Annotated in this window: 22 protein-coding genes; 16 read left to right on the top strand and 6 right to left on the bottom strand. The window is 47.2% G+C overall.

The features are described 5' to 3' along the window. Positions 1–100 precede the first annotated feature (100 nt). A complete protein-coding gene (locus OSQ85_RS03005; protein WP_265821206.1) occupies positions 101–1,564 on the bottom strand; it encodes a catalase in 1,464 nt (487 codons plus the stop codon). Then, complete coding sequence (locus OSQ85_RS03000) at positions 1,564–1,998, bottom strand: Fur family transcriptional regulator (RefSeq protein ID WP_265821205.1); 435 nt, start codon at positions 1,996–1,998, stop codon at positions 1,564–1,566. Before OSQ85_RS03000 ends, OSQ85_RS03005 begins: the two co-directional genes overlap by 1 nt. A gap of 209 nt (positions 1,999–2,207) precedes the next feature. On the opposite strand from OSQ85_RS03000, the gene OSQ85_RS02995 reads away from it, so the two are divergent. The 4 genes from OSQ85_RS02995 to OSQ85_RS02980 all read left to right on the top strand — a co-directional run bounded on the left by OSQ85_RS02995 (position 2,208) and on the right by OSQ85_RS02980 (position 4,401). Beyond that, positions 2,208–2,948: a hypothetical protein gene (locus tag OSQ85_RS02995; protein WP_265821203.1), complete on the top strand. Its 741-nt coding sequence runs from the start codon at positions 2,208–2,210 to the stop codon at positions 2,946–2,948. A gap of 146 nt (positions 2,949–3,094) precedes the next feature. Continuing rightward, positions 3,095–3,703 carry an RNA polymerase sigma factor gene (locus OSQ85_RS02990; protein WP_265821201.1) on the top strand — a complete coding sequence of 203 codons (609 nt, stop codon included), beginning with the start codon at positions 3,095–3,097 and terminating at the stop codon, positions 3,701–3,703. Next, positions 3,696–3,974 (top strand): hypothetical protein, encoded by a 279-nt coding sequence (locus OSQ85_RS02985; protein WP_265821199.1) that lies wholly within the window; start codon positions 3,696–3,698, stop codon positions 3,972–3,974. Before OSQ85_RS02990 ends, OSQ85_RS02985 begins: the two co-directional genes overlap by 8 nt. 7 nt (positions 3,975–3,981) lie before the next feature. Next, on the top strand, positions 3,982–4,401 hold the full coding sequence (locus tag OSQ85_RS02980) for a Spy/CpxP family protein refolding chaperone (protein WP_265821197.1): 420 nt from the start codon (positions 3,982–3,984) through the stop codon (positions 4,399–4,401). Positions 4,402–4,415: 14 nt separating this feature from the next. Here OSQ85_RS02980 and OSQ85_RS02975 read toward each other — a convergent pair whose 3' ends face one another. Both OSQ85_RS02975 and OSQ85_RS02970 read right to left on the bottom strand, forming a co-directional pair. Then, positions 4,416–5,786, bottom strand: coding sequence for an ATP-binding protein (locus OSQ85_RS02975; protein WP_265821196.1), 1,371 nt, complete (start codon positions 5,784–5,786; stop codon positions 4,416–4,418). Then, positions 5,783–6,469 (bottom strand): response regulator transcription factor, encoded by a 687-nt coding sequence (locus tag OSQ85_RS02970; protein ID WP_265821194.1) that lies wholly within the window; start codon positions 6,467–6,469, stop codon positions 5,783–5,785. The genes OSQ85_RS02975 and OSQ85_RS02970 overlap by 4 nt, the downstream gene beginning before the upstream one ends. Before the next feature lie 154 nt (positions 6,470–6,623). On the opposite strand from OSQ85_RS02970, the gene OSQ85_RS02965 reads away from it, so the two are divergent. From OSQ85_RS02965 to OSQ85_RS02945, 5 genes are all read left to right on the top strand, one after another. Beyond that, positions 6,624–8,045, top strand: a complete 1,422-nt coding sequence (locus tag OSQ85_RS02965; RefSeq protein ID WP_265821192.1) for an efflux transporter outer membrane subunit — start codon at positions 6,624–6,626, stop codon at positions 8,043–8,045. Beyond that, on the top strand, positions 8,042–9,226 hold the full coding sequence (locus OSQ85_RS02960; RefSeq protein WP_265821190.1) for an efflux RND transporter periplasmic adaptor subunit: 1,185 nt from the start codon (positions 8,042–8,044) through the stop codon (positions 9,224–9,226). The genes OSQ85_RS02965 and OSQ85_RS02960 overlap by 4 nt, the downstream gene beginning before the upstream one ends. Continuing rightward, positions 9,223–12,312 carry an efflux RND transporter permease subunit gene (locus OSQ85_RS02955; protein ID WP_265821188.1) on the top strand — a complete coding sequence of 1,030 codons (3,090 nt, stop codon included), beginning with the start codon at positions 9,223–9,225 and terminating at the stop codon, positions 12,310–12,312. Before OSQ85_RS02960 ends, OSQ85_RS02955 begins: the two co-directional genes overlap by 4 nt. Before the next feature lie 162 nt (positions 12,313–12,474). Further along, the gene (locus OSQ85_RS02950; protein ID WP_265821186.1) at positions 12,475–14,676 is read left to right on the top strand and encodes a PAS domain S-box protein; all 2,202 of its coding nucleotides are present in this window, start codon (positions 12,475–12,477) and stop codon (positions 14,674–14,676) included. After that, the gene (locus tag OSQ85_RS02945; RefSeq protein WP_265821185.1) at positions 14,666–15,028 is read left to right on the top strand and encodes a response regulator; all 363 of its coding nucleotides are present in this window, start codon (positions 14,666–14,668) and stop codon (positions 15,026–15,028) included. The genes OSQ85_RS02950 and OSQ85_RS02945 overlap by 11 nt, the downstream gene beginning before the upstream one ends. On the opposite strand, the gene OSQ85_RS02940 is transcribed toward OSQ85_RS02945, so the two are convergent. Next, positions 15,022–16,008 (bottom strand): 4Fe-4S binding protein, encoded by a 987-nt coding sequence (locus tag OSQ85_RS02940; protein WP_265821183.1) that lies wholly within the window; start codon positions 16,006–16,008, stop codon positions 15,022–15,024. The genes OSQ85_RS02945 and OSQ85_RS02940 overlap by 7 nt on opposite strands. A gap of 300 nt (positions 16,009–16,308) precedes the next feature. On the opposite strand from OSQ85_RS02940, the gene nifA reads away from it, so the two are divergent. From nifA to OSQ85_RS02925, 3 genes are all read left to right on the top strand, one after another. Further along, positions 16,309–17,979, top strand: a complete 1,671-nt coding sequence (nifA, locus tag OSQ85_RS02935) for a nif-specific transcriptional activator NifA (RefSeq protein WP_265821181.1) — start codon at positions 16,309–16,311, stop codon at positions 17,977–17,979. 145 nt (positions 17,980–18,124) lie between these two features. Then, positions 18,125–18,388: a ferredoxin III, nif-specific gene (fdxB, locus tag OSQ85_RS02930; RefSeq protein WP_265821179.1), complete on the top strand. Its 264-nt coding sequence runs from the start codon at positions 18,125–18,127 to the stop codon at positions 18,386–18,388. A gap of 1 nt (position 18,389) precedes the next feature. After that, positions 18,390–18,683, top strand: coding sequence for a nitrogen fixation protein NifZ (locus OSQ85_RS02925; RefSeq protein WP_265821178.1), 294 nt, complete (start codon positions 18,390–18,392; stop codon positions 18,681–18,683). On the opposite strand, the gene OSQ85_RS02920 is transcribed toward OSQ85_RS02925, so the two are convergent. Beyond that, the gene (locus OSQ85_RS02920; RefSeq protein ID WP_265821176.1) at positions 18,659–19,462 is read right to left on the bottom strand and encodes an NAD(+)--dinitrogen-reductase ADP-D-ribosyltransferase; all 804 of its coding nucleotides are present in this window, start codon (positions 19,460–19,462) and stop codon (positions 18,659–18,661) included. The two genes, OSQ85_RS02925 and OSQ85_RS02920, sit on opposite strands and share 25 nt — an antisense overlap. A gap of 35 nt (positions 19,463–19,497) precedes the next feature. Here OSQ85_RS02920 and draG point away from each other — a divergent pair, with 35 nt between their 5' ends. The 4 genes from draG (at position 19,498) to nifH (ending at position 23,265) form a co-directional block, all read left to right on the top strand. Beyond that, positions 19,498–20,388 (top strand): ADP-ribosyl-[dinitrogen reductase] hydrolase, encoded by an 891-nt coding sequence (gene draG, locus OSQ85_RS02915; protein ID WP_265821175.1) that lies wholly within the window; start codon positions 19,498–19,500, stop codon positions 20,386–20,388. Positions 20,389–20,452: 64 nt separating this feature from the next. Further along, positions 20,453–21,616 carry an AAA family ATPase gene (locus tag OSQ85_RS02910; protein ID WP_265821173.1) on the top strand — a complete coding sequence of 388 codons (1,164 nt, stop codon included), beginning with the start codon at positions 20,453–20,455 and terminating at the stop codon, positions 21,614–21,616. 1 nt (position 21,617) lies between these two features. Continuing rightward, positions 21,618–22,238: a DUF4276 family protein gene (locus OSQ85_RS02905; protein ID WP_265821172.1), complete on the top strand. Its 621-nt coding sequence runs from the start codon at positions 21,618–21,620 to the stop codon at positions 22,236–22,238. A gap of 157 nt (positions 22,239–22,395) precedes the next feature. After that, complete coding sequence (gene nifH / locus OSQ85_RS02900) at positions 22,396–23,265, top strand: nitrogenase iron protein (RefSeq protein WP_265821170.1); 870 nt, start codon at positions 22,396–22,398, stop codon at positions 23,263–23,265. Positions 23,266–23,292: the final 27 nt, after the last annotated feature.

The following is a 23,292-nucleotide window of genomic DNA, read 5'->3' as shown; positions in this document are numbered from 1 at the left end:
CCCCTGAATTGTTCTCGTAAAGCTTAGAGTTCCTCATCGGCTGCACTCCACGCAGCGGCGTAACCTGCCGTTATTGCGAACGAAGTGAAGCAGTCTCAGGTCACTTAACCTTTTTAATGTCGATTTTCATAGCCTTGGCAACGCCTTTGCCGTATTCGGGGTCTGCCTTCATGCAGTTGCCGATGTGGCGTATTTTGATCTCTTCCGGTGCGTCACCCATAGCCCTTGCTGTGTTCTCAAAGAGCACCTGCTGCTGAGCGGGTGTCATAAGCCTGAAAAGCAGTCCGGGCTGAGTGAAGTAGTCATCATCATCCTCACGGAAGTTCCAGTTCCATGCCCCGCCCTGAAGTTCAAGCTCAGGCTCACGGAATTTAGGCTGCTCCTGCCATTCTCCGTAGCTGTTGGGCTCATAGGCAAGTGTTGCGCCGCGGTTGCCGTCAACACGCATCTGTCCGTCCCTGTGGTAGCTGTGGAAGGGGCATTTCGGTGCATTAACGGGAATCTGGTGGTGGTTCACGCCGAGCCTGTAACGCTGGGTATCGCCGTATGAGAACAGCCTGCCCTGAAGCATTTTATCCGGTGAAAAGCCGATCCCCGGCACAATATTTGCGGGATTGAAGGCTGCCTGCTCAACATCCTGAAAGTAGTTTTCCGGGTTTTTGTTCAGTTCAAAATACCCGACTTCGATAAGCGGAAAGTCTTTTTTATACCAGACTTTTGTAAGGTCAAACGGATTGTAGGGCATTTTCTTGGCCTGCTCTTCCGTCATAACCTGGATGTACATTTTCCATTTGGGAAAATCACCCTTGTCTATGCTTTCAAGCAGGTCTCTCTGGTGGCTTTCACGGCATTTGCCGATTACTTTTTCCGCTTCTCCGTCAGTAAGGTTTTTGATCCCCTGCTGTGAAACAAGGTGGAATTTCACCCATACCCGCTTATTTTTCTCGTTTATCATGCTGAATGCATGGCTGCCGAAGCCGTGCATGTGGCGGTATGACTGCGGTATGCCCCTTTCGCTCATGGTGATTGTCACCTGATGCAGAGCTTCGGGGAGCGATGTCCAGAAATCCCAGTTGTTTTTTGCGCTTCTCATGTTTGTTCTGGGGTCGCGTTTAACAGCATGGTTAAGGTCGGGGAATTTCAGCGGGTCGCGCAGGAAGAAAACCGGGGTGTTGTTGCCCACGAGATCCCAGTTGCCCTCTTCGGTGTAGAACTTCATGGCAAATCCGCGGATGTCCCTTTCCGCGTCCGCAGCGCCCCTTTCTCCGGCAACGGTGGAGAAACGGACGAACATATCAGTCTTTTTACCGATTTTGGAGAATATCTTAGCCTTGGTGTACTTGGTTATATCGTGTGTAACGGTAAAAGTGCCGAATGCGCCGGAGCCTTTGGCGTGCATTCTTCTTTCGGGTATCACTTCCCGGTCAAAATGAGCAAGTTTTTCAAGAAACCATACATCCTGGAGCAGCATAGGGCCTCTGGGGCCTGCGGTCTGAACATTCTGATTGTCTACAACGGGAGCGCCGGCAACGGTTGTCAGTTTCTGTTTCTTCTTTTTGTCCATTATTCTACCTCCTTATTTTTCGCTTTCTGGCATGCTGGGCATATGCCTTTGAAATAAACGTTTCTGTCGTTTATTCTGAAACCGCCGAGCTCATCGGCGGCAAAGTCGTCCAGATTAATCCTGAAGTTGAATATCTCCCCGCAGGATTCGCATTTGAAGTGTCCGTGGCTTTTCATAACTATGTCGTACCTTGTTTCGTTGTCCTCAATGTTCAGAACCCGCACCAGACCGGCCTCGACAAAGAGATTAAGAGTGTTGTACACAGTGGTTTTTGAGAGCGAGGGGATCTCTGTGTGAAGATCGTGATAGATTTTTTCCACTGTGGGGTGGCAGAGGTTCTCTTTCATGTAGGCCAGAATGCGCACCCTCTGAAATGAGGGTCTGATATTCTTTTCTGCCAGTTCCGCCGCTGTGTTTTCGTTGGTGTTCTTCATCTACCCCTTCTTTGCTATAATGAAAACAACTTTGTAATCATTATAAATTGATATTAATTCTTTATCTGTAATCAGTCAAGATCAACAGCAGATAAATAATTTAATAATTTAATTTTACCAGATCAAAATATATGTAACCGCAGAAAACAGCGCTTCGTCTTGTGATGTATCAGGCAGGATGCCGAATAAGACTTCAGGGAGGATGACCCATGATAATTACTGCTTCAAGCGGTCTTTACGAAAACCTGAAGATCAGCGGGCTGACCCAGGTTTCCTCCGGCAGCAAAACCGAAGAAAACAGCCAGAACAGCCGTTTTGCTTCCCTTTCCTCATCGGACAGGGCTGAGATAAGCAAAATGGGCAGCTTTATGGTGAATATGCCCGAAGAACTTCAGACAGACATGGAAGACTTCAGAAACGCCATCAAGGAAGCAGCGGAAAGCGAAGAAGAGTTCGATGCGCAAAGCGTTGCGGACTCAGCTTCGGACGAACTGAAAGCCTACGCAGAAGAGCAGGGCGTAAGCCTTGCTGAAATGGCTCAGCAGGCTTACAGCATGCAGCAGAATGCCCCTGCGGGCGGGATGTACGGCATGCAGGGCGGAAGACCGCCTATGGAAGGAGGCACACCCCCTCCGCCACCTATGGGTGGAACACCACAGGCAGATGAATCTGCCGAAAGCACAGAGGAATCACTTCTGGAACTTCTGAAAGCGCTCGCAGAAGCCGAGGAAGATTCAGAAACTGACACAGCTCTGAGTATTTCAGAAGCGGATGAAACAGAAGAGGCCGAAGAGACGGCGCAGGCAGCAGCGGAGGAAGAGGATCTCAGCCGGATTTCGCAGATGCTGCTCAGTGCGCTGGAAAAAATGACCTCAACAGATGATGAGAAGGGTTCTTTTGAGTACAGATACTCTATGATGATGAACTCGCTCCTCTTCAGCGAAGCCTAAGGATTAATGACAGTTAAGATGACGCAAAATTTCGGACAGGACGCACACCACCCGAAAAGGGGCGGACAGGGCTCCGACAGACCCTTCCGCCCCGATAAATTATGGATTGACTGAGAAAACAAAAAAGCGGAAGAATATTATATTGAATGTGCAGTAAATCAGAGCATGATATTTCCGACAGTGAGCTTATAAAGAGCCTTGTGAACGGGGAATATGAGCATTTCAGAATCTTCATCAAAAGATTCGAGTCGCTGGTTTTTGAAACCGTGGGGAGGCATGTTCCGGAGGATATGACCGAGGATATTGCACAGGAAGTTTTTATAAAGGTTTACAAGTCATTGAAAACATTGGATAATTCTGAAAAAGTCAGAGGCTGGCTTAAAAAAGTGAGCATAAACTGCTGCTGTGATTACTGGCGGCGTGAGTACAGAAAGAATGAAACAACCCTCAGCAGCCTGAACGATGAGAGCGGAAACCTGATAGAAAAGCTGGAATCCGAAAGCGCGGGCGATGAGTTTGAGAGAAAAAACAGGCAGATGCATCTCAGGATGATTCTCGACAGGGCGATGCTGGTGCTTTCTCCGAAGGACAGAATACTTATAGAACTGGTATATTTCGACGGTGTCTCCGCGGCTGAGGCGGCGGATGTTATGAATATGACAAGGGCAGGGGTTAAGGTAAGAACCTTTCGTGCCAAAAGAAAACTTTCTGACGCGCTTAAGAGAATGGGAATCAGGGACAGTAACTATGGATAATAAAAAACGACTGATGGACGAACTTGCCGAAGCAAGCAGATCAGGGAGAAACGTCATTCCGGGTGAATACTTTGCCGATAGAGCCTACAGAAAGGCTCTTGCCGCAGGAACGGAATGCTCTGTTGTGAAAACATCCGCTTTCGCGGTGCTTGTGCCTGTGCTTTGCGTTCTTCTGGCTGTGCTTTTCGTCACCGAAAATTATATGGTGCAGGAAAAAACCATTTATCTCATGGAACTGCTGGTTGCCGGTGTGTCAGGCGTTATAATCTAGGTATCCCATGAAAAAATATGTTTATATTCTGATTATATTTCTTATCGGTTTTGTAACCGGCGCAATAGCTATGAATATTTACCGCATTGCCCAGTTTCATAATATGCGCAAGGAGCCGCACGACATAGCGGCCAAGATACACTCCATGCTTGAAAGAGAGCTTAAGCTCACACCGGAGCAGTCCGCCGAAATCAGGCGCATCCTTGATGAAGCCCGTCCCAAGGCTGATGCTCTCAGGGACAGAACCAAGAAGGAAGCGGACAGTATTTTCGAAGAAACTTTCAGGAATATGGATGATGTGCTTGATGACGCGCAGATGAAAAAGCTGTATGAACTCCATGAGAGATTTAAGAGGAATCCTCCTCCGCCACCGCCCATGAATGGTTTCGGGCCGCCGCCACCACCGCCTTTTCCGGACAGGCCTTAACGGCGGAACAGAGCTTAAACAGGCAGTTTCAGTATAATTCTGAACCCTTCGTCAGTATTGGCGGCGCTGATTGTACCGTTATGCAGGTCAACAGCGCGTTTGGCTATGGCAAGACCAAGCCCTGTCCCTCCTGTCTGCCTGTCTCTGTCGGCATTTTCGCGGAAGAAGGGTATGAAGATTCTCTCAAGGTTTTCTTCCTGCACACCGTGACCGTCATCTGTAACCTCAACCGAAACAAAGGAATCATCCGCGCTTATATTTATTTCTATCCTGCTTTGGGCATATTTCAGTGAGTTCCTCACCACATTTTCAATGGCGCTGGAGAGCAGCCTCTTATTCCCCTGAATTTTGTAGCAGGAGCACCCGCTGAATATGATTCTCTTGCCGGAGGCCTCTGCCTCGAAATGGAAGTCAGGCATAAGGTTTTCTATCAGTGTGCATATGTCGAAATACTCAAACTGAATCTGTTTTCCAGTGCAGTCTGAGATTGCTTTCAGATCTGTTATCATCGTGCCCATGCGGTTCCACTCGGTCTCTATGCGGTTAAGGAGCTTGGCTGTGGGCTGGTCAGCCTTGGCCAGCGCCAGCTCTATTGCCAGACGCATTCTTGTCAGCGGGGATCTCAGCTCATGGGAAATATCGCGGAACATTCTTATCTGCTGCTGTCTGTTCTCTTCGAGGCGTTCGGCCATTATCATGAATTTATAAGCCAGTTCGCCGAATTCATCATTTCTTTGGGCAACGCTGCTGAGGGAGATGTCAAAGGAGCCCTGCGATATTTTGTCAGATGCTTCGTTAATCTCCTTTAACGGTATGGTCAGGTGTTTTGCAAGGTAGAAGCTGATGAGGGATATTATTATGATGTGCAGAACGATTTCCTGAAAATACTCTTTAACCCACACCATAACTACTGTTCTGCGATCCGGTCTGCTGTATACGGTGAGGAGATAAGAGGCGTTTTCGGGCATGTTTCCCGCTGAGTCACGCAGAACAAAGGCATTAAAAATGTTGCTTTCGCTTATTTGTCTTATAACACGGAGTTTTTGTTTGGCAAGGGTAGTCACTGTCTCCATCGCCTCCTCCGGGAAGGGCTGCCCTGTGACCTCTTCAAAATTTTTATTGAAGATGTAGGATTTGTTATTTGAGCCGGATGAGGTTTTTCTGACATATTTTATAAAGCTGTCTGTATCCATTGACAGGCTTTTATCAACAAAGAGGATGTTCAGGTTGATTTCGTTTGAGTGCTGAGCCTTGATTGAGAGTATACGCACGAAGTCCTTGTCAGACACGACGTAAAGGAAAATACTCAGTATGCTGAAAGCTATGAGACTCACCCAGAATGAGATGAATATCTTGAGGAATATCCCCCCTCTGCTCAGTCTCAACTTTTTGCCTCCGCTGTCAGTATGTATCCTGCCCCGCGGATGCTTTTTATTATGTCCGGATTGCCTATCTTCTTTCTTATGTTGCTTATGTGGACGTCTATACTTCTGTCAAAGGAGTTCAGCTCTCTCTCGAAGACAAATTTTGATATTTCGTCCCTGCTCACGGTTCTGCCGGCGTTGCGCATGAGCATTTCAAGGATCTGAAACTCCGCCGAGGTGAGAGTGAGTTCCTGCTCTCCGGCAAATGCACTGAGCAGTGAGGTATTTATGCGTAAAGCACCTGCTTCGATGGTCTCGCCTGTGATCTGTCTTCCGGTTCTTCTGAGAATTGCCTTTATCCTGACAATGAGCTCCCGCGGGTTAAAGGGCTTCGGCAGGTAGTCATCCGCGCCGTTTTCTATTCCTGATATTCTGTCTGTTTCTTCACCTCTGGCAGTGAGCATGAAGACAGGGGTATCGTCTGTTTTGCGGAGCTCACGGAGGATTGCGAAGCCGTCCATACCGGGGAGCATGACATCCAGAATAATAAGAGCAAAGCCGCCTCCGAGTGCTTTTTTCAGGCCGGTTCTGCCTTCATGTACGCTTTCCACCCTGAACCTTTCCTCTCTCAGGTAGGTTTCAAGAAGTTCGCAAAGTTCCGTATCATCGTCTACGATTAGTATATTTGCATTTATAAAATTCATAGTTACAATTATAAAAGTAAAACTTCATAAAATCACGTTAATTTAAGTTAAGCGCAGACGGCACTTTACAAAAATTTACCAACAAAGTGAGACTTTCTTTGATGAAAACTGTCAATGTCAGTATAATGTTTTTCATTATTCCGCGGGGATGAAGATGAAGTATGTGATTGCCTTTGTAATTATTGTCTCTGCGGCTTTGACTGCCTGCGGAGCGAAAGAGCAGTCGGTGAAGGTGCAAGAGCTTAAAACCGACGTTCCTGAAAGTTTTGCGGGTGTTTCCTCCGGCTATGTTCCGGATTATTCTGCGGAGTGGTGGCGTGTTTTTGATGACACTGCTCTGGACGGACTCATCCGTGAAATGTTTGCCGCAAATTACGAGCTTGAGGACACCTACGTGTCCCTTGAGATAAAGCGCGCAGGGGTTCAGTCCGCCCGTGCAGACAGACTCCCCAGAGTTACAGCGGGAGCGGGCGCTTCGGACATATCCCGCGAAACAGGCGGGAGCAGGAGGTGGCAGGATGAGTATGAACTCTCTGCCAGAGCCTCGTGGGAGGCGGATATATGGGGCAGGAGCTCAAGCCTTGTCTCAGCCGCCGGATATGATGCGGCATATGCCGGAATGACCCTCCGCGGTCAGTACCTTTCCCTTTCAGCAGAACTTGCAGACAGATATTTCCTCTACCGTTATGAAACAGAACGCCTCTTAAAGCTCACCTCCCTCGAAAAGTTATACGAAAAGCTGGTTACAGCAGACAGAAACGCTTTCAGATCAGGACTCGGAACCCTTGAGGACGTATATGAATCTGAAAAAAAGCTTGAGACTGTGCGCATAAACAAAGCCTCATCCGAATCATCCATAAACAGCCTCCGTGAGGAGATAGGCCTCATGCTGGCCAGACGCGGGGCGGAACTGCCCGAACTGCCCGCAGGATGGAAGAATGTGCGCATTCCCGATGTGCCTTACGCCATACCTGCTGAGGTGATTGCTGCCAGAGCAGACATAAAAGCCGCCGAATATGCCATTTACCGCACAGACAGGCAGCTTGCCTCTGCCATTGCGGACAGATACCCGTCACTCTCAATATCCGCAGCGGGTGTTTACAGCTCGGACAGTCTCTCAAATCTTATCAGACCGGAGGCCTTTGCCCTCTCCCTTGTAGCTGATGCCCTGTTCACCGTTTTTGACGGCGGAAAAAAGAGAACCGCTGTCACAGTGAAGGAGCTTGAGCTTGACTCATACATACTGAAATACAGACAGACTGTGCTCACCGCACTTCATGACATAGAAAAAGGGCTGCTTGAAAACGCCTACAGAGAAAAATCAATCACCGAGCTTGAGCGCACTGCTGCAAAAAACAGGTCGCTTTATGAACTGGGCAGCCTTAAGTTCAGGGGCGGGCTTATACCCCTTAGAAGCCTTATTTCAGCGGAAATAAGCATGCTGGAGCAGGAAACCTCCCTTCTGGGCGCAGAGCGTGAACTGGTGAGTGCAAGGATAAGCCTTATCCGTGCGCTGGGCAGCGGCTGGGAAGAAAAATTTATAGCTGACAAGGAAAAATCAGGAGACGGGAAATGAGGAAGAACATAGTAAAAATTCTGCTGCCGGTTGTGATCATCGGAGCTTCGCTTCTGGTGTGGAAGTATTATATGTCCAACATCCCCGTTCCTGAAAAAACCGAACCCGTCCGCATTCCCCCTGTGGTGATCACAGAAGTCTGTACCAAGACCTTTATCCCGCTGGAAAGAGAGGGATTCGGCAGGGTTCAGGCTGAGAAGACAATTGATATAAAAACAGAAACAAGCGGAACAGTAATATATAAGAACCCCGCGTTTGAAGCTGGCGGCAGAGTCAGTAAAGGTGATGTCCTGTTCAGGATCGAATCTGTTTCATATGAGGCGGAACTGAGCGCGGCGGAAACCGCTCTCGCCACGGCAAAGCTGAATCTGGCTGAAATAGAGCACTCGGCAGACATAACTGCCAGAGAATGGGAGCTCTGGAACGATGGAAGGGACAACCCGGAAAAGCCGGGCAGGCTTGCGGACTATGCTCTCCAGAAGGCAGAGGCGCAGGCAAAGCTTAATCAGGCTGAGAACAACCTCCGGCTCGCAAAAAGCAACCTTGCCAAAACCGTTTATTATGCCCCGTTCAGCGCTGTTGTTGTTTCTTCTTCCATGGAAACAGGCAGTGTGGTCAGATCCGGCGATGTTCTGGGCTCCCTTGCCGGGGACAGTCTCTATGAGGCTGTTGTGCCTTTCCCTGCTTCCGTGTCAGTGGATTTCCGTTTCTCGCTCAGCGAGGCGGAGGCGTCCCCCGTGTCGGTAATACTGAAAGACGGGCGGAATACTTGGGAGTACAGGGGATACCTGGCCAAACTCCTGCCCGGTGCGGATGAAACAACAGGCATGGTCAGGGCTGTGGTCAGAATACCGCTTACAAAAACCAATCTTAACGAAAAACCCGTTCCCGCTATAGGGATGAATATAAAGGCTGTCCTCCGTACCAGAGAGCCGGAGGAACGGATCGTAATATCCGAGGCTGCTCTCAGGGAAGGCTCGCAGGTCTGGGCTGTGGATAGCGGTAAGCTCCGTGTGATTCCTGTTTCCGTACACTCCTACAAAGGTGACAGGGTTATACTCTCCTCCGGTCTTGAAGGAGGCGAGGAACTGATCATATCAAGGCTTCGCGGCGCTGTTGACGGAATGGATGTAACGGTGCGCGAGGCGGATAACTCCACTCTTTCCGGGAGCTCTAAATGATGCTCAGGGGCGGTGCTGTGGCATGGATGGCAAAAAATAAGGTTGCGTCCAATCTGCTGATGCTTTTCCTGCTTGTGGGCGGCATATTCATGATGCTGAATATGAAGCAGGAGGTTTTTCCCGATTCCGAAAGGGATATAATCAATATCACCTTTAAATACACAGGCGCTTCCCCGTCTGAAATAGAAGAGGGGATGATTCTTCCCACGGAAGACGCTGTGAGCAGCCTTCATTTCGTAAACAAAATAACATCCGTAGCCAGAGAGGGCTCCGGCTCTGTGAGCATAGAACTGATCAAGGGTGTTGATAAACAGCAGGCGCTTCAGGATGTGAAATCGGAGGTTGACAAAATTTCCACCTACCCTGATGAGGCGGAAACACCAGATGTTGAGCTTGAGGTAAGGCGGCGCGAAGTGCTCACCGTGAGCATATACGGCAATGTGGGCGAAGAGGCTCTGCGCTATTACGCCGACAGAGTAAAGAACGGGCTGCTTGCCGCGGAAGGAATAACCCAGCTTGAATATGTTGCGGTGAAGGACAGGGAAATATCCGTCTGGATACCGGAGGACACCCTCAGAAAATATAACCTCACTCTCAGGGATGTTTCAAACGCCCTGAGAAACAACTCCATAGACTACCCGTCAGGAACGCTGGAAACCGCTTCCGGTGATATAAAACTCAGAATGTACGACAAACGCCGGACCGGGAGCGAGTTCAGGAATATTCCCGTTATCTCCTCCGTAGGCGGGGGTATGGTTCTGCTGGGTGATATAGCGGAGATAAGAGACGGCTTCGAGGAGCAGGACATACTGGAGCGCTTCAACGGTGCGCCCTCTGTCTCCATAGATGTTTACAGGGTAAGCAAACAGACTCCTTCAAGTGTGTCTGCAAAGGTTCATGAAACTGTCGATAAGATAACCGCATCTTTCCCTGAGGCGGTGAAGGTGACAATATGGGATGACAGGTCAGAACAGCTTCAGAACCGCATAAACCTTCTTATGAAAAACGCAGCTTTCGGCCTGACCCTTGTGATACTCATCCTTGCGGTTTTCCTCGAAACCCGTGTGGCGCTCTGGGTGTCCCTCGGAATACCCATATCGGTTTTCGGCTCATTCTATTTTCTTCATCTGGCGGGCGCTTCCATAAACATGATAACAACCTTTGCCTTCATAATGACGCTGGGTATTGCAGTGGATGACGCCATAGTAGTGGGCGAGAACATACACACCCATTACAAGTCAGGCAAAACCAGATACAGAGCGGCAGTAGACGGCACAAAGGAGATGCTCAGTGCCGTTACCTTCTCCGTTCTCACAACAGTTGCCACATTCGCGCCCCTGCTTTTTGTAGAAGGAAGCATGGGGCTTCTCATGAACACTCTTCCTGTGGTGGTTATTTCCGTTCTTATGGTATCTCTTGTGGAATCTTTTTTTATTCTCCCCGCACACATGAACACCGGCAGGGAAAGAGACGGCAAACCACGGTTTTCACTGGGCATAAGAGACGGCATAAGGAGTGCTCTGGACAGGTTCATCAACGGGCCTTTTGACAGATTTCTCCGGCTTACCATTACGTATAAATATGCAACAGTGGCGGCCTTTATCGCTGTCACAATAGTTTTTGCAGGCCTTGTGGGTTCGGGCAACCTTAAGTTCCGCTTCATGTCCCCTCTTGAGGGCGACAGGGTGCGGGCCACTGCCGTTATGCCCACGGGCACAGCCCCGGCAGTTACCGAAAGAGTTGTGAAAAGGCTTGAGGAAGCTGCGCTCAGGGTTGATGCCGAACTTATGAAGGAGATGGGCAGCAGCGGGAGCTTCATAGAATACATAAACAGCGGCATACGCAGGGACGGCAGCGCCGTTGTTAATGTTATGCTGTATGAATATGAAATCCGCAAATTCCGCACAGGCCTTTTCGAGGAGAAGTGGCGCAGAGCAGTGGGTACAATAAATTCAGCGGAATCCGTCAGCTTTGACTCGCAGCTCAGAAACTTCGGGGCGAACATCTCCGTGCGTCTGGATCATGACAATGAAGAGGTGCTGAGGGAGGCCAGCGGAATAATAAAGCACAGGCTGGCCGAATACGGCGGGGTTTACGATATTGAAGACTCCTTTGCCTCAAAGCAGCAGGAGATCCATTATAAACTGAACAGCTACGGCAGGTCTCTGGGACTTACCAATGAAATGATAGCCTCTCAGGTTTCTCCGGCATTTCTGGGGATAAAATCTCTCACCTACCAGAGAGGGCAGGATGAGGTTACGGTAAGGGTGAAATACCCCGACTACAGCAGAAAGTATCAGGGGGATGTATACGCAGTTAATATCAAAACCCCTTCCGGTTCCAAGGTTCCTTTAAGCTCCGTGGCAGAAGTCTATTTTACTGAGGATCTGACCGAGATAAACCGCACCAACAGACGCAGAGTGGTCAATGTTATTGCCACAGCAGGGGTATTTTCAAACCCGCAGGAAATAATGAGAGATCTTTCAGCGGGAACAATGCCAGAGATCCAGAGCCTTTTCCCCGGACTGGAGTGGAAGTTTGAAGGGCAGGAGGAGAGCCGCAGGGAGTCCATGGAGAGCCTGAAATACAACATGACCTTTGCTGTTCTGATAGTTTATGCCCTGCTTGCTGTACCTCTGGCCAGCTATGTTCAGCCTTTAATAATAATGTTTTCCATCCCTCTGGGGCTTGTGGGGGCGGCGGCCGGGCACATGATGCTGGGGCTGACACTGAGCCTTATGAGCATCTTCGGAATGGTGGCAGTAAGCGGTGTTGTGGTGAACAACTCCCTTGTTCTGGTGGACTTCATAAACCGTTTCGGGCGGGAAAAGGGCTATGTCAATGACGAAATCATCATGAGCGGAGCAAAAAGAAGGTTCAGACCAATCATAATGACATCGCTTACCACATTTTTCGGCCTTGCACCTATGATACTGGAAAAATCTATTCACGTTCAGTTTCTTATTCCCATGGCGGTGAGCATAGCCTTCGGGGTGCTTTTCACCACTGTAGTCGCGCTTCTTTTTGTTCCCAGCGCCTATTCTATTATGGAGGATTTCAAGCGTCTGACTGAAAGAAAACAGTAAAAATTATGAATAATTCGGTCTGATAGTCCTTTTGACTGATATATCAGATTTCTGATGTTAATATTTATTGTTAAGTAGCTGCATGGATATATATTTTAAATAATACTTACCTTGGTTCCTTGCAGGGTAACTTTTTTTGAATATATGTCAGGGGAGTTTTCATTGTCCGTTGCACGTCAGACAACTCTGGGAGTCGTCCTTATTGTTTTGCTGGCTATTTTTATGTTCACGGCTCTGTCTGTCGTGCATGTCAGGAATGATCTCTCCTCTGCCATAGAATACAAACACAAAAAAATCGAATACATGCTGAATTATCAGTCAGAACAGCTTGAACGCACCCTCAGAAGCAGGTTCAGATCGCTTCTTTCCGACTACTATCTGCGCGAGGTTATGGCCTCCAGAGACAGAGAGAAAATCAGACGCTATTTTAATGAAAAATACAGCGCCCTGGTGGCGGAGTACCACACCGAAATAATTGTGCATATTCATGACGCTGACGGAAACTCCTTCATGAGGATGCATGCCCCCGGACATCTTAATTACCAAGGCTACAAGAGACAGATGATAAAGGAAGTGGTGGAGAAAAAAGAACCCCGCTCCGGATTTGATCTGGGCTGCTACGGTCTGCATTACAGGTACGCAGAGCCCGTTTATTATCTGGGCGTGTTTGTGGGCGTGGCTGAAATAGGAATAGGTGTGGACTACCTGCTCTCCCTTATGAAAAACACACTCGATCTTGAAATGGGGCTGTTTATTCCTGCGGACAAGGCGGAGGGGCTCTGCTTTACACCCAGAGCGGAAAGTCTGGACGGGGAAAGGCTGATCAACGTTTCCAATGACGATTTCATAAGCATATTCAATAAGGCCGACCTCTCCAGAAGTGTTGTGAAGGAAGTGGAGGAGGACGGCAAAACCTTCCGTGTCCATATGGATCATTTTCTCACAGGTTATGACGGACAGAAGATAGCCAGCCTTGTGACCTTTCAGGACATCACAAGTGAGAAAACCGCAATCAGCCAGTTTCTCAGGCTGGCTTTTGTTATGGCTGTCATTTTCATAGTTCTGACTGTTTTTCTCATGCAGAATTCATTCATGCGGATAATACGCGACCTTGAGAAAAGATACAACGAAAGCAAATCAAGGGAGAACTATCTGGGTGAGATAATTGCCAACTCCCTGAACGAAATCTTTATTTATGATATGGACACCCTCCGTTTTGTGGAGGTTAACCGCGGAGCCTGCAAAAATCTGGGCTACACTCATGATGAAATACTCCGGATGACAACGCTGGATATAAAGCCGCAGATGAACTATCAGCAGCTCAGGCAGCAGATTATGCCTGTAGCAGAGGGGCAGAAGGAAACTGTAGTGTTCGAAACTGTCCACAGGCGTAAAAACGGCACTCTTTATCCGGTGGAGATACATACTCAGAAAACTTCCGTGGAAGGACGTGAAGTGATGATGGCGGTGGTGCAGGACATTACCCAGAGAAAAGATGCAGAAAACAGGCTGAAATCACTCAATGAAGCACTGGAAAAACAGGTGGAGCAGGAGACCGAGCGCAGGCTTTTCAGCGAAAAAATCATGATGGAGCAGAAAAAGTTCACGGACATGGGGCAGATGATAAACGCAGTTGCCCATCAGTGGCGGCAGCCGCTCAATGCCCTTGGGCTCTATGTTCAGGATATGCGCGAAACTTATTTCAGTCAGGGGCTTGATGATGCGTATGTCGGCCAGATAGAGAAGGACTGCATGCATATAATCAACCATATGTCTGATACCATAGATGATTTCAGGCGCTTTTTCGCTCCGGATAAAAGCGCTGAGGCCTTTGAGGTTATCCGTTCCGTGCTGGAGACAATCAGGCTTGTCAGCGCGCAGCTTACCGCATCCAATATCAGCTTCCGAATTATATGCAGATGCGGTGATGAATCGTACTTCAGCGAAAACTCTGTGGAAAGTCCCGAATGTCTCCATCTTAAAACCCTTGTCAGCGGTTATGAAGGGGAGTTTAAGCAGGTTATGCTGAATATTATCCATAATTCCCGTGATGCCATAATTGAAAGAAAACAAAAAGAAGCCGGGGATTTTCAGGGATTCATCGAGTTTGATCTGGATGCAGGGGGAGATAATGTTGTTCTCAGCATTAAGGACAACGGCGGCGGAATACCCGCTGATGTTATACAAAAGGTTTTTGACCCCTACTTCACCACAAAGGAAGAGGGGAAAGGAACCGGAATCGGTCTGTATATGTCTAAAAACATAGTCGAACAGCATATGAAAGGTTATCTGAGCGCTGAATCAAGGGACGGCTGTGCCGTTTTCAGGCTGGTTCTCAGAGCGGCGGTGAAAAATGGCGGCTGAGACTGTTAAAGCAAAAATACTCTACATCGAAGACGAGGCGCTCACCAGAATGCTCATGGTGCGCCAGCTTAAACTCTATTTCTCCGATGTTTTTGAGGCCGGCGACGGGCGGGAGGGCTTTGAGGTTTTTATGTCGGCAAAGCCTGATGTGATTATAACCGATCTCTCCATGCCGTATCTGGACGGATTCCAGCTTGTGGAAAAGGTCAGGGAGCAGGGAGGCAGCACCAAATTTATAATAACCACAGCTTTCAGGGAGGAAACCGACTCCCTGAAAGACTGCGAAATCCTGTTTAAGCCTATAAGTTTTGCGGATGTTTATTCCTGCGTTACCAGACTTCTGAATCAGTGACTGAGCTGACCTAGCCTTTCCAGCCAGAAGCGGTATTCCTCGTTTGAAACCTCCGACTGCCAGAAGCCTGTGAGCATGGCAGCTGCCACAGCCGCCCAGAACAGCAGGAAAACCGCCAGTGTCAGGTATCTGTAATCAGTTTTGTAAGTTTTAAGACATTTGTCATTCGCCCGCACTCTCACACAGTCATGACAGCCTATGCATTCCGGGGAATGGACTGTCACCGCCTTGTGCACCTGTATGTCCATGGGGCATATATTTGTGCATTTCATGCAGTTTATGCAGGCATCTTTATCACGCTTGATTTTGAAGGGTGAAAGCAGGGAGACAAGCCCCATCAGCGCACCGTAAGGGCATAGAAACCTGCACCAGAAGTTTCTGAACAGAAGGCCGAGTATCATAAGCACAGCGAGAACTATGAGCGTTGTGCGTGAGGGGTCAGCAAAAAAGTCCATCATCTTCGCGTCTGAAACCTTGTTGTAAGGCGCATTCAGAAAGCCTTCTATGGAGGGCAGAGACATCTGTATGAGTATGATGTAAACAAAAAAGCCCAGCAGAAGGTATTTCAGAAGAAACAGGGGGTAAGCTATGAATCTGTGTATTTTGATGTTCTTCCCCGCTGCGCCTACAGTTTCGGAGATCAGCCCCACCGGACAGATATATCCGCAGAAGCCGCGTTTGAAAATGATGCTGATTAAAAGAAAGACAATGAGAAGAGTCAGTCCCGCCGGGTGAATCATGTCATAGTTTCCGCTGAAAACAAGGCGCTTAAGCCCCATCAGCGCGCTTATAGGGAGAAATGCCTCCACGCCTCCGGGCTTCACTGCGGACATATCCCCCGCACCAAGGGCAGACAGATAAAAATAGAACCTTATGCCCACGTAAATCGTTGAGGCAAGGAAGATATACTGGATCAAACGCCTGACTGACGTTTTATCCGACCTGAGGTAAAGAGCAAAACCGCTCAGAAACTGTTTCATCAAAAAACTCCTCTTGAATAAATCTTTAAAAGCATAATAGCCGCAAAGATTTTTCTATAATTGATCCCGAACAAAAAACAGCAAATAAGTTTTCGTAAATGTATAAAATATAACCAGTGAGTATGCTATATAAATTATTTATAATAAAAGAGCTTATGATTGAAATAAAACAAAGCTGATAAAATTGTAAAAAATGTAATTTTAAATGCTTAATATTTAACCACCCGAAATGTAATAAACCTCCCAAACGCCCTTTTTACGCCGGATTCACTATGGCACAGGCATTGCTTGTTACATTCCATGGAAAAGAGATTAAGCTACTATAAACTTCTGTTGAATACGATATACGACATAAGCCTTGAACTGAACTCCAAGGTCAGTGAAAGCGCTGCGCTCCAGAATGTTATGAACATTATGAGCAATAACCTTCATATACAAAACGGCACGATTCTGATCACCGACCCCGATACGGGACTGCTTATGCCGAAGGCATCCCACGGCCTCAGCAGAGCCGCCCTCGCCGAAATGGTGTACAAAAGCGGCGAAGGTATGGTGGGTAAGGTGTTTAAGTACGGCTTTCCCATAATGCTGCACGACATAAGCCTTGAGCCTGACTTTAAGGATAAAATCAAGCGCAGGGATGAGGAGAAAACCAGCTTCATTGCCGTTCCCATCAGCCACGGAAATGAGAGAATAGGAGTTCTCGCTGTGGATAAGCACTACCGTGAGGTGGTCAGTTATGAGGCAGAGGTGGACATTCTCAAAATGATTTCCGCCCTTGTAGCTTCGTTCATGCATAAAATGAAGCTGATAAACAGTGAAAAGAAAGAGCTCATAGAGGAAAAAGAGCGTCTCCGCAGTGAGGTTGCAGGGAAATTTTCCGTAAAAGGGCTTGTTGGCGGCAGCAAGCTTATGCAGGATGTCTTCAAAAGGATCTCGCAGGTCTGCCGCACCAAGACAACTGTCCTTATCAGAGGCGAAAGCGGAACAGGCAAGGAGATGGTGGCAAAGGCCATTCATTACTCCGGCGACCGTTCGCAGAAGCCTTTTGTAGCAGTAAACTGTGCCGCAATTCCCAAGGAGCTTATAGAGAGTGAACTCTTCGGTTATAAAAAGGGAGCGTTCACAGGAGCCAATGCGGATAAAAAAGGCAAGTTCGAACTTGCAAACGGCGGAACCATATTTCTGGATGAAATAGGGGACATGCCCCTTGAAGCGCAGAGCAAGCTGCTCCGTGTTCTTCAGGAGATGAGCATAGAGCGCATCGGCGGTTCTGAGTCAACCCCGGTGGATGTGCGTGTAATAGCGGCCACAAACAGAAACCTCGAAAACGCTGTCCGGTCAGGCGATTTCAGGCTGGATCTCTACTACAGGCTGAACGTTGTCTCCATCTTCCTCCCCCCTCTGCGAAAACGCAGGGAGGACATCCCCGAACTTGCCAAAACAGCCCTTGAAAAATTCAATACAAACTACGGCACAAAGCTTAAAATATCACCGGATGTTTTTCCGCTGCTTATGAAATGCTCATGGCCGGGGAACATACGCGAACTTGAAAACTGTATAGAGCGCGCTGCGCTTTCGGTTACCGGCAATGAGATAACGCCTGCCGAGTTCACCTGTTCCAGAGGGGAGGTCTGTCTCGCCCAGCTTCTGGAAAACAACGGTCACGCAGGCTGCGGAGAGCATGCTGTCTGTATTGAGTCGCTCAATATGGATATGTCCGGCGGAGAACAGAAGTTTTTCTGCGAGCATTACCCCAAATCTGGCGAAAAAGCAGCAGAAGAGCCCGCAAAAACGGCGAAACCGCACACGGAAATGCCCCTTGCCGTTGATGATGAACGGCAGATGGTTATAGATGCTCTCGAAAAAACAGGCTGGGTTCAGGCAAAGGCTGCCAGACTTCTGGGGATGACAGTGCGCCAGATCAACTACCGCATAATGAAATTCGGCATTGAAGTGAAAAGAATATAACAAACACAAACCCTACAATAAGTGTAGGTAAGATTACAAAAACTGAACAAGGCAGGAATAACTCCTCCTAAGTTACTGATAAAACGGTTCTTCATATTTGGCACGCCGCTTGCAACAGTAACTGAAAAGTTTAAGGAGGAACACAATGGCCTATATCACCGGAGTTACAAAAGGCGGCGGCAAATGGACGCCTGAATATGTTATGGATGTCGACAACTCAAAATGTATCGCCTGCGGACGCTGTTATAAAGCTTGCAGCTTTAGCTGCCTTTCACTTCACGAAGATGACGATGACGATTCAGCGAAACGCTACATGGTACTCGAAAACGACGATGCCTGTGTAGGCTGCAAGGCCTGTGCTGTTGCTTGTCCGAAGAAGTGTTTCACCCACGCACCTATGGAGGCGTAATATGGAATTCAGAGAAAACCAGAAGGTCAGAGTTCTCGGCTGCACAAAAAGTGACGGAACCTGCGCAGGCTGCAACCGCGGAAAGGTGGTTGCCGAAGAGGGAGAGGAAGGTTTTGTCTGCCAGATTACGGAGTTCCTCTTTGAGCCTGTTGTTGTGGTTCATTTCCTTGAAACCAACAAAAAAGTCGGTTTCAGGAAGCATGAGCTTGAAATTATCGAAGATTACGATCCGGACGAGATGGTCTGGATAAAAGTTAAGAAAGACGGCTCTCAGAATACGGTTTCAACATCGTAGCGCCCGCCTATCACCAGATATTCCAGCTCACCGCTGAATGACCTGCTGGGCAGGGCTTCTGAGAAGTACACTATCTTTGTATAAGGCACTTCTGCCTTAATTATCTTACTGCCGAACTGTTCTGCTATCTCCTTTTCCGAAGTGAAAGAGGAGAGGGAGTTCAGTTCGATGCAGTATTTTCTTTTTGAGAGCTGGCTGATTATTATGTGATCGCTCAGGTCGTTTACGCCCCTGTAAAGGGTTATGGTGGGAACATGATTTTCGCAGTATGCCTTAATTATTGTCTGGGTGTATGTGTACAGCAGGTCGAGCTGCGAAAACATGCTGTTTTTATTCGTTCTGGAATTCATCCACTCCTGAAGATAATCGTAATACTCCTTGGAATAAAGCCCCGGAATGCTCTGCCCGTGGTAAAAGGGTATAAGCCCGAACCGGTTTTCCACCCAGCCCTTGAGCACTGCTCCGGCGGAGTTATTGGAATCAAAGAGCCAGCTTTTCAGAAGTCTGATGTAGCTGCCGACCTTTTTCCCGTTTACCCTTTCCTCCAGCGCGAAAAGCTCGTTCATGTAGCTTTCAAAGAAAAAGGAGGCTTCGTCTATGCTTCCTGCGGAGGCGACAATCTCAAAAAGTCTGCGGTGATACTCAAGAACGCCGTCAATTGTGATGGGGATCACGCCGACATTATATTCCCTGCTCACGAAAAGTTTCGCTGGAATATTGATTTTATTCGTGCTGTGGTAATAAACGCCTGCCTTGTGGCTTTCATCAAGATTTATCATAATCGAAATATGCCAAGACAAAGGGAAGTTTGCAAATGAAAAATGATGTTTTTGAAAGAGCACTGGCAGCTTATCTCAGTTTTGCCGTCGGTGATGCCCTCGGAGCCACTACGGAATTTATGCTCCCCAGAGAAATAAAAGATAAATATGACATACATGACAAAATAATAGGCGGCGGCTGGCTGCATCTCAAAGCCGGAAACGTAACAGACGATACGGAGATGTCACTCGCCCTCGGCGACAGCCTCATGGAAAACGGAGGCTACACTGTTCAGGGAGCGGCGGATCACTTCGCAAGGTGGATGAAAAAGAAGCCTGTGGACATAGGCAGCACAGTGAGAAGGGGGATTGTCAATTATCTTACAAAAGGCTCTGTGGTGTCTCTGTACTCAACATTCTCTGCTGGAAACGGCGCTGCCATGCGGAATCTGCCCGTTGTTCTGTACTGTCTCAAGGACTGGAAATGGTTTGAGGAGATAACTCTCTCCCAGTGTCATATAACTCACAATAACGAACTTTCCGACATGGCGACCGTTGTTCTCGGCGAGGTTGTGAAGGTTCTTCTGGAAACAGGGGACAAAAAAGCCGCCCTCGATATAGTGTCCGGATTTATCAGAAAAGACCCTTCATTCTCACACTCAAAGTACAACGGCGAGGCATCCGGTTACATTAAGGACACGTTCAGAACTGTTATGCACTTCTTCTTTGATTCGGACAACCTGTACGAAACTATTGTCAGAACAGTTAATCAGGGCGGGGATGCAGATACCAACGGCGCTATAGCCGGCATGCTGGCGGGCGCGCTTTACGGTATGGACGGCATACCCCAGCGGTGGCTGAAAGCACTGGATCAGGATGTTGTAAGGCTTATTACAAAACAGACCGAAGATCTGCTGAATGCCCCTATGAACGTGATTTTGTTGTAGCCCAAATACTCTTTTCATTAAATTCTATTAATGTTATTATTCTTTAATTGCTTAAAGGTGTCCGATGTCAGGAAACAATTTTATAAAATCAATCAAGATGCAGAATCTTTTGTCCTTTGGTGAGGATCCGGTCGAAATAAAGCTGAATAGCTTAAATGTCCTCATCGGTGCAAATGGCTCAGGTAAATCAAATTTAATTGATGTGATAAGTATCTTACAAAGTGCGCCTAGAGACATTGATGCTCCTTTTAGAAAAAGTGGAGGATTTCAAAGCTGGGTATGGAGAAATAGCGAAAATAACAATCAGCAGATTCGTATTGAGACAGTAACATCATATATTGATGTTATTTTACATGATGAAGATGAGCCTCTTGTCTACTATATAAATATTGCAGATACTGCTTTTATTAGAATGCACGAGATCATCAGTAATTACAATAATAGAGACAAGGTTTACTATGATTCTGTTGAAGGAGAATTGCTGGTTGGTGGAAAGATTACGAAACTTGATTATAACGAAATAAATATTGACCAGTCTGTACTATCTCAGTTAAAGGGTTCTTCGTACCGTGTTCTATCCTTTCTTGGCAAGCATTTTGAAAGTATAAAAATATATAGGGACTGGAGTTTCGGTCGTAATACAATAACCAGACAGCCGCAGCCTGTGGATGCGAGGAACGATTTTCTGGCGGAAGACTTTTCCAACCTTGCTCTTGTTTTAAACAATCTCAAAATGGATGTAAAATCAAAAAACGAAATTAAACGGCTGCTTAAAGAATTTTACAGTGGAATTGAGGATTTTGAAACATCATTCAACATGGGACAAATACAGCTTTACTTACAGGAAAACGACTATCAGATACCTGCGACAAGGCTATCTGACGGTACGCTTCGTTATCTCTGTCTTTTAGCTATTTTGTGCCATCCAAAACCACCGGCTCTTATATGTATTGAAGAACCGGAGTTGGGAATGCATCCTGATATGATTCCTACTCTTGCTAAACTTTTGAAAGAAGCATCTCAAAAGACTCAATTAATTATTACCACACATTCAGATATTCTTATTGATGCTTTAAGTGATTCTCCTGAAGACGTGCTTGTTTTTGAAAAGCACAATGGGGTTACATCTGTTAAACGCCTTGAAAGAGAGCCATTGAAAGAATGGCTGAATGAATATTCTCTTGGAGAGCTTTGGCGCAAGGGTGAGATAGGAGGGAACCGTTGGTAGCATGAAAATTAAGATTTATGTTGAAGGCGGAGGAAATAATAATAAGTATCTTGAAATAGAATGCAGAAAAGCATTTAAACTTTTTTTTGAAAAAGCCGGCTTTGTCGGAATGATGCCTTCTGTCATCCCTTGCGGCAGACGTAATCAGGCTTATCGTGATTTTTGTACTTCTGTGAGAACGGATAATCAGGAACAAATGTCTCTCCTTCTGGTTGATTCAGAAGATGCTGCTCCTCAGAGGTTTGAGGATGTTTGGAGCTTTCTTAAAGAAAGAGAAACTGACAATTGGCAGAAACCTGACAATGCAGAAGATAAGCACGCACATCTCATGGTTGTATGTATGGAAACATGGCTTATTTCAGACAAAAACGCTTTAGAGAAATATTACGGTAAGAATTTTAAAGTAAATACCCTGCCAAAACGACCTGATGTTGAAAATATAGCAAAATCTGATTTATACCAAAAGCTTAAGCTGGCTACAAAAGACACGCAAAAAGGTGAATATTCCAAAGGAGGACATTCTTTTGAGTTGCTTGGTCTGATTGATCCTCAGCTTGTTTTCGATGCTTCTCCTTGGGCAACAAGACTCATTGACGAACTCAAAAAGCATTTGAACCTCTGACTATTGTCAGCTTATCCCTTCAAACCATACAAAAACCTTACAATTAATAAAACATAAATCCTTCCAAAAGATTACAATCCTTGTTTATCAGCTATTTACAATCTTGGCACGCTTCTTGTTTATACTAACGCAGATAATAAACCGGAGGTTTCGGATCATGGCTAAATTAAGACAGATAGCTTTTTACGGCAAAGGCGGTATCGGCAAGTCAACCACATCCCAGAACACTATCTCCGCTCTTGCGGAGATGGGCAAAAAAATAATGATCGTAGGCTGCGACCCCAAGGCAGATTCCACGCGTCTTATCCTTCACTCCAAAGCACAGGCAACAATTATGGAGCTTGCTGCTGAAAAAGGCTCAGTGGAAGACCTTGAGCTTGATGATGTTCTCAAAGCCGGTTTCCTCGGCATTAAATGCGTTGAGTCCGGCGGTCCTGAGCCCGGTGTAGGCTGCGCGGGAAGGGGCGTTATCACGGCTATCAACTTCCTTGAGGAAGAAGGCGCATACGAAGAAGAGCTTGACTTTGTTTCCTATGACGTTCTCGGTGACGTTGTGTGCGGCGGTTTCGCAATGCCCATCAGGGAAGGCAAAGCTCAGGAGATCTACATAGTTGCATCCGGTGAGATGATGGCTATGTATGCTGCCAACAACATCTCCAAAGGTATCCTTAAATACGCTAACTCAGGCGGCGTTCGTCTTGCAGGTCTTATCTGTAACGAACGTAAAACTGACAGAGAAGACGAACTGATCAGCGAGCTTGCGAGAAGAATAAACACTCAGAGAATCCACTTCGTTCCCAGAGACAACGTCGTTCAGCACGCTGAGCTCAGAAGAATGACCGTTATCGAATACGATTCCACATGCAAACAGGCTGACGAGTACAGAGCCCTTGCGCAGAAGATAAACGATAACAAAATGTTCAACATACCCACTCCTCTTACAATGGATGAGCTTGAAGGACTTCTTATGGAGTTCGGCATCATTCAGGAGGATGACGCAGAGGTTGGAAAAGCGAAAAACGCTTAATTCCGCAAGGATGCCCGCTTTCTTTTC

This window comes from Geovibrio ferrireducens, from assembly GCF_026226615.1.
Lineage (GTDB): Bacteria > Chrysiogenota > Deferribacteres > Deferribacterales > Geovibrionaceae > Geovibrio > Geovibrio ferrireducens.
This window is presented reverse-complemented; position numbering and strand designations above follow the sequence as displayed.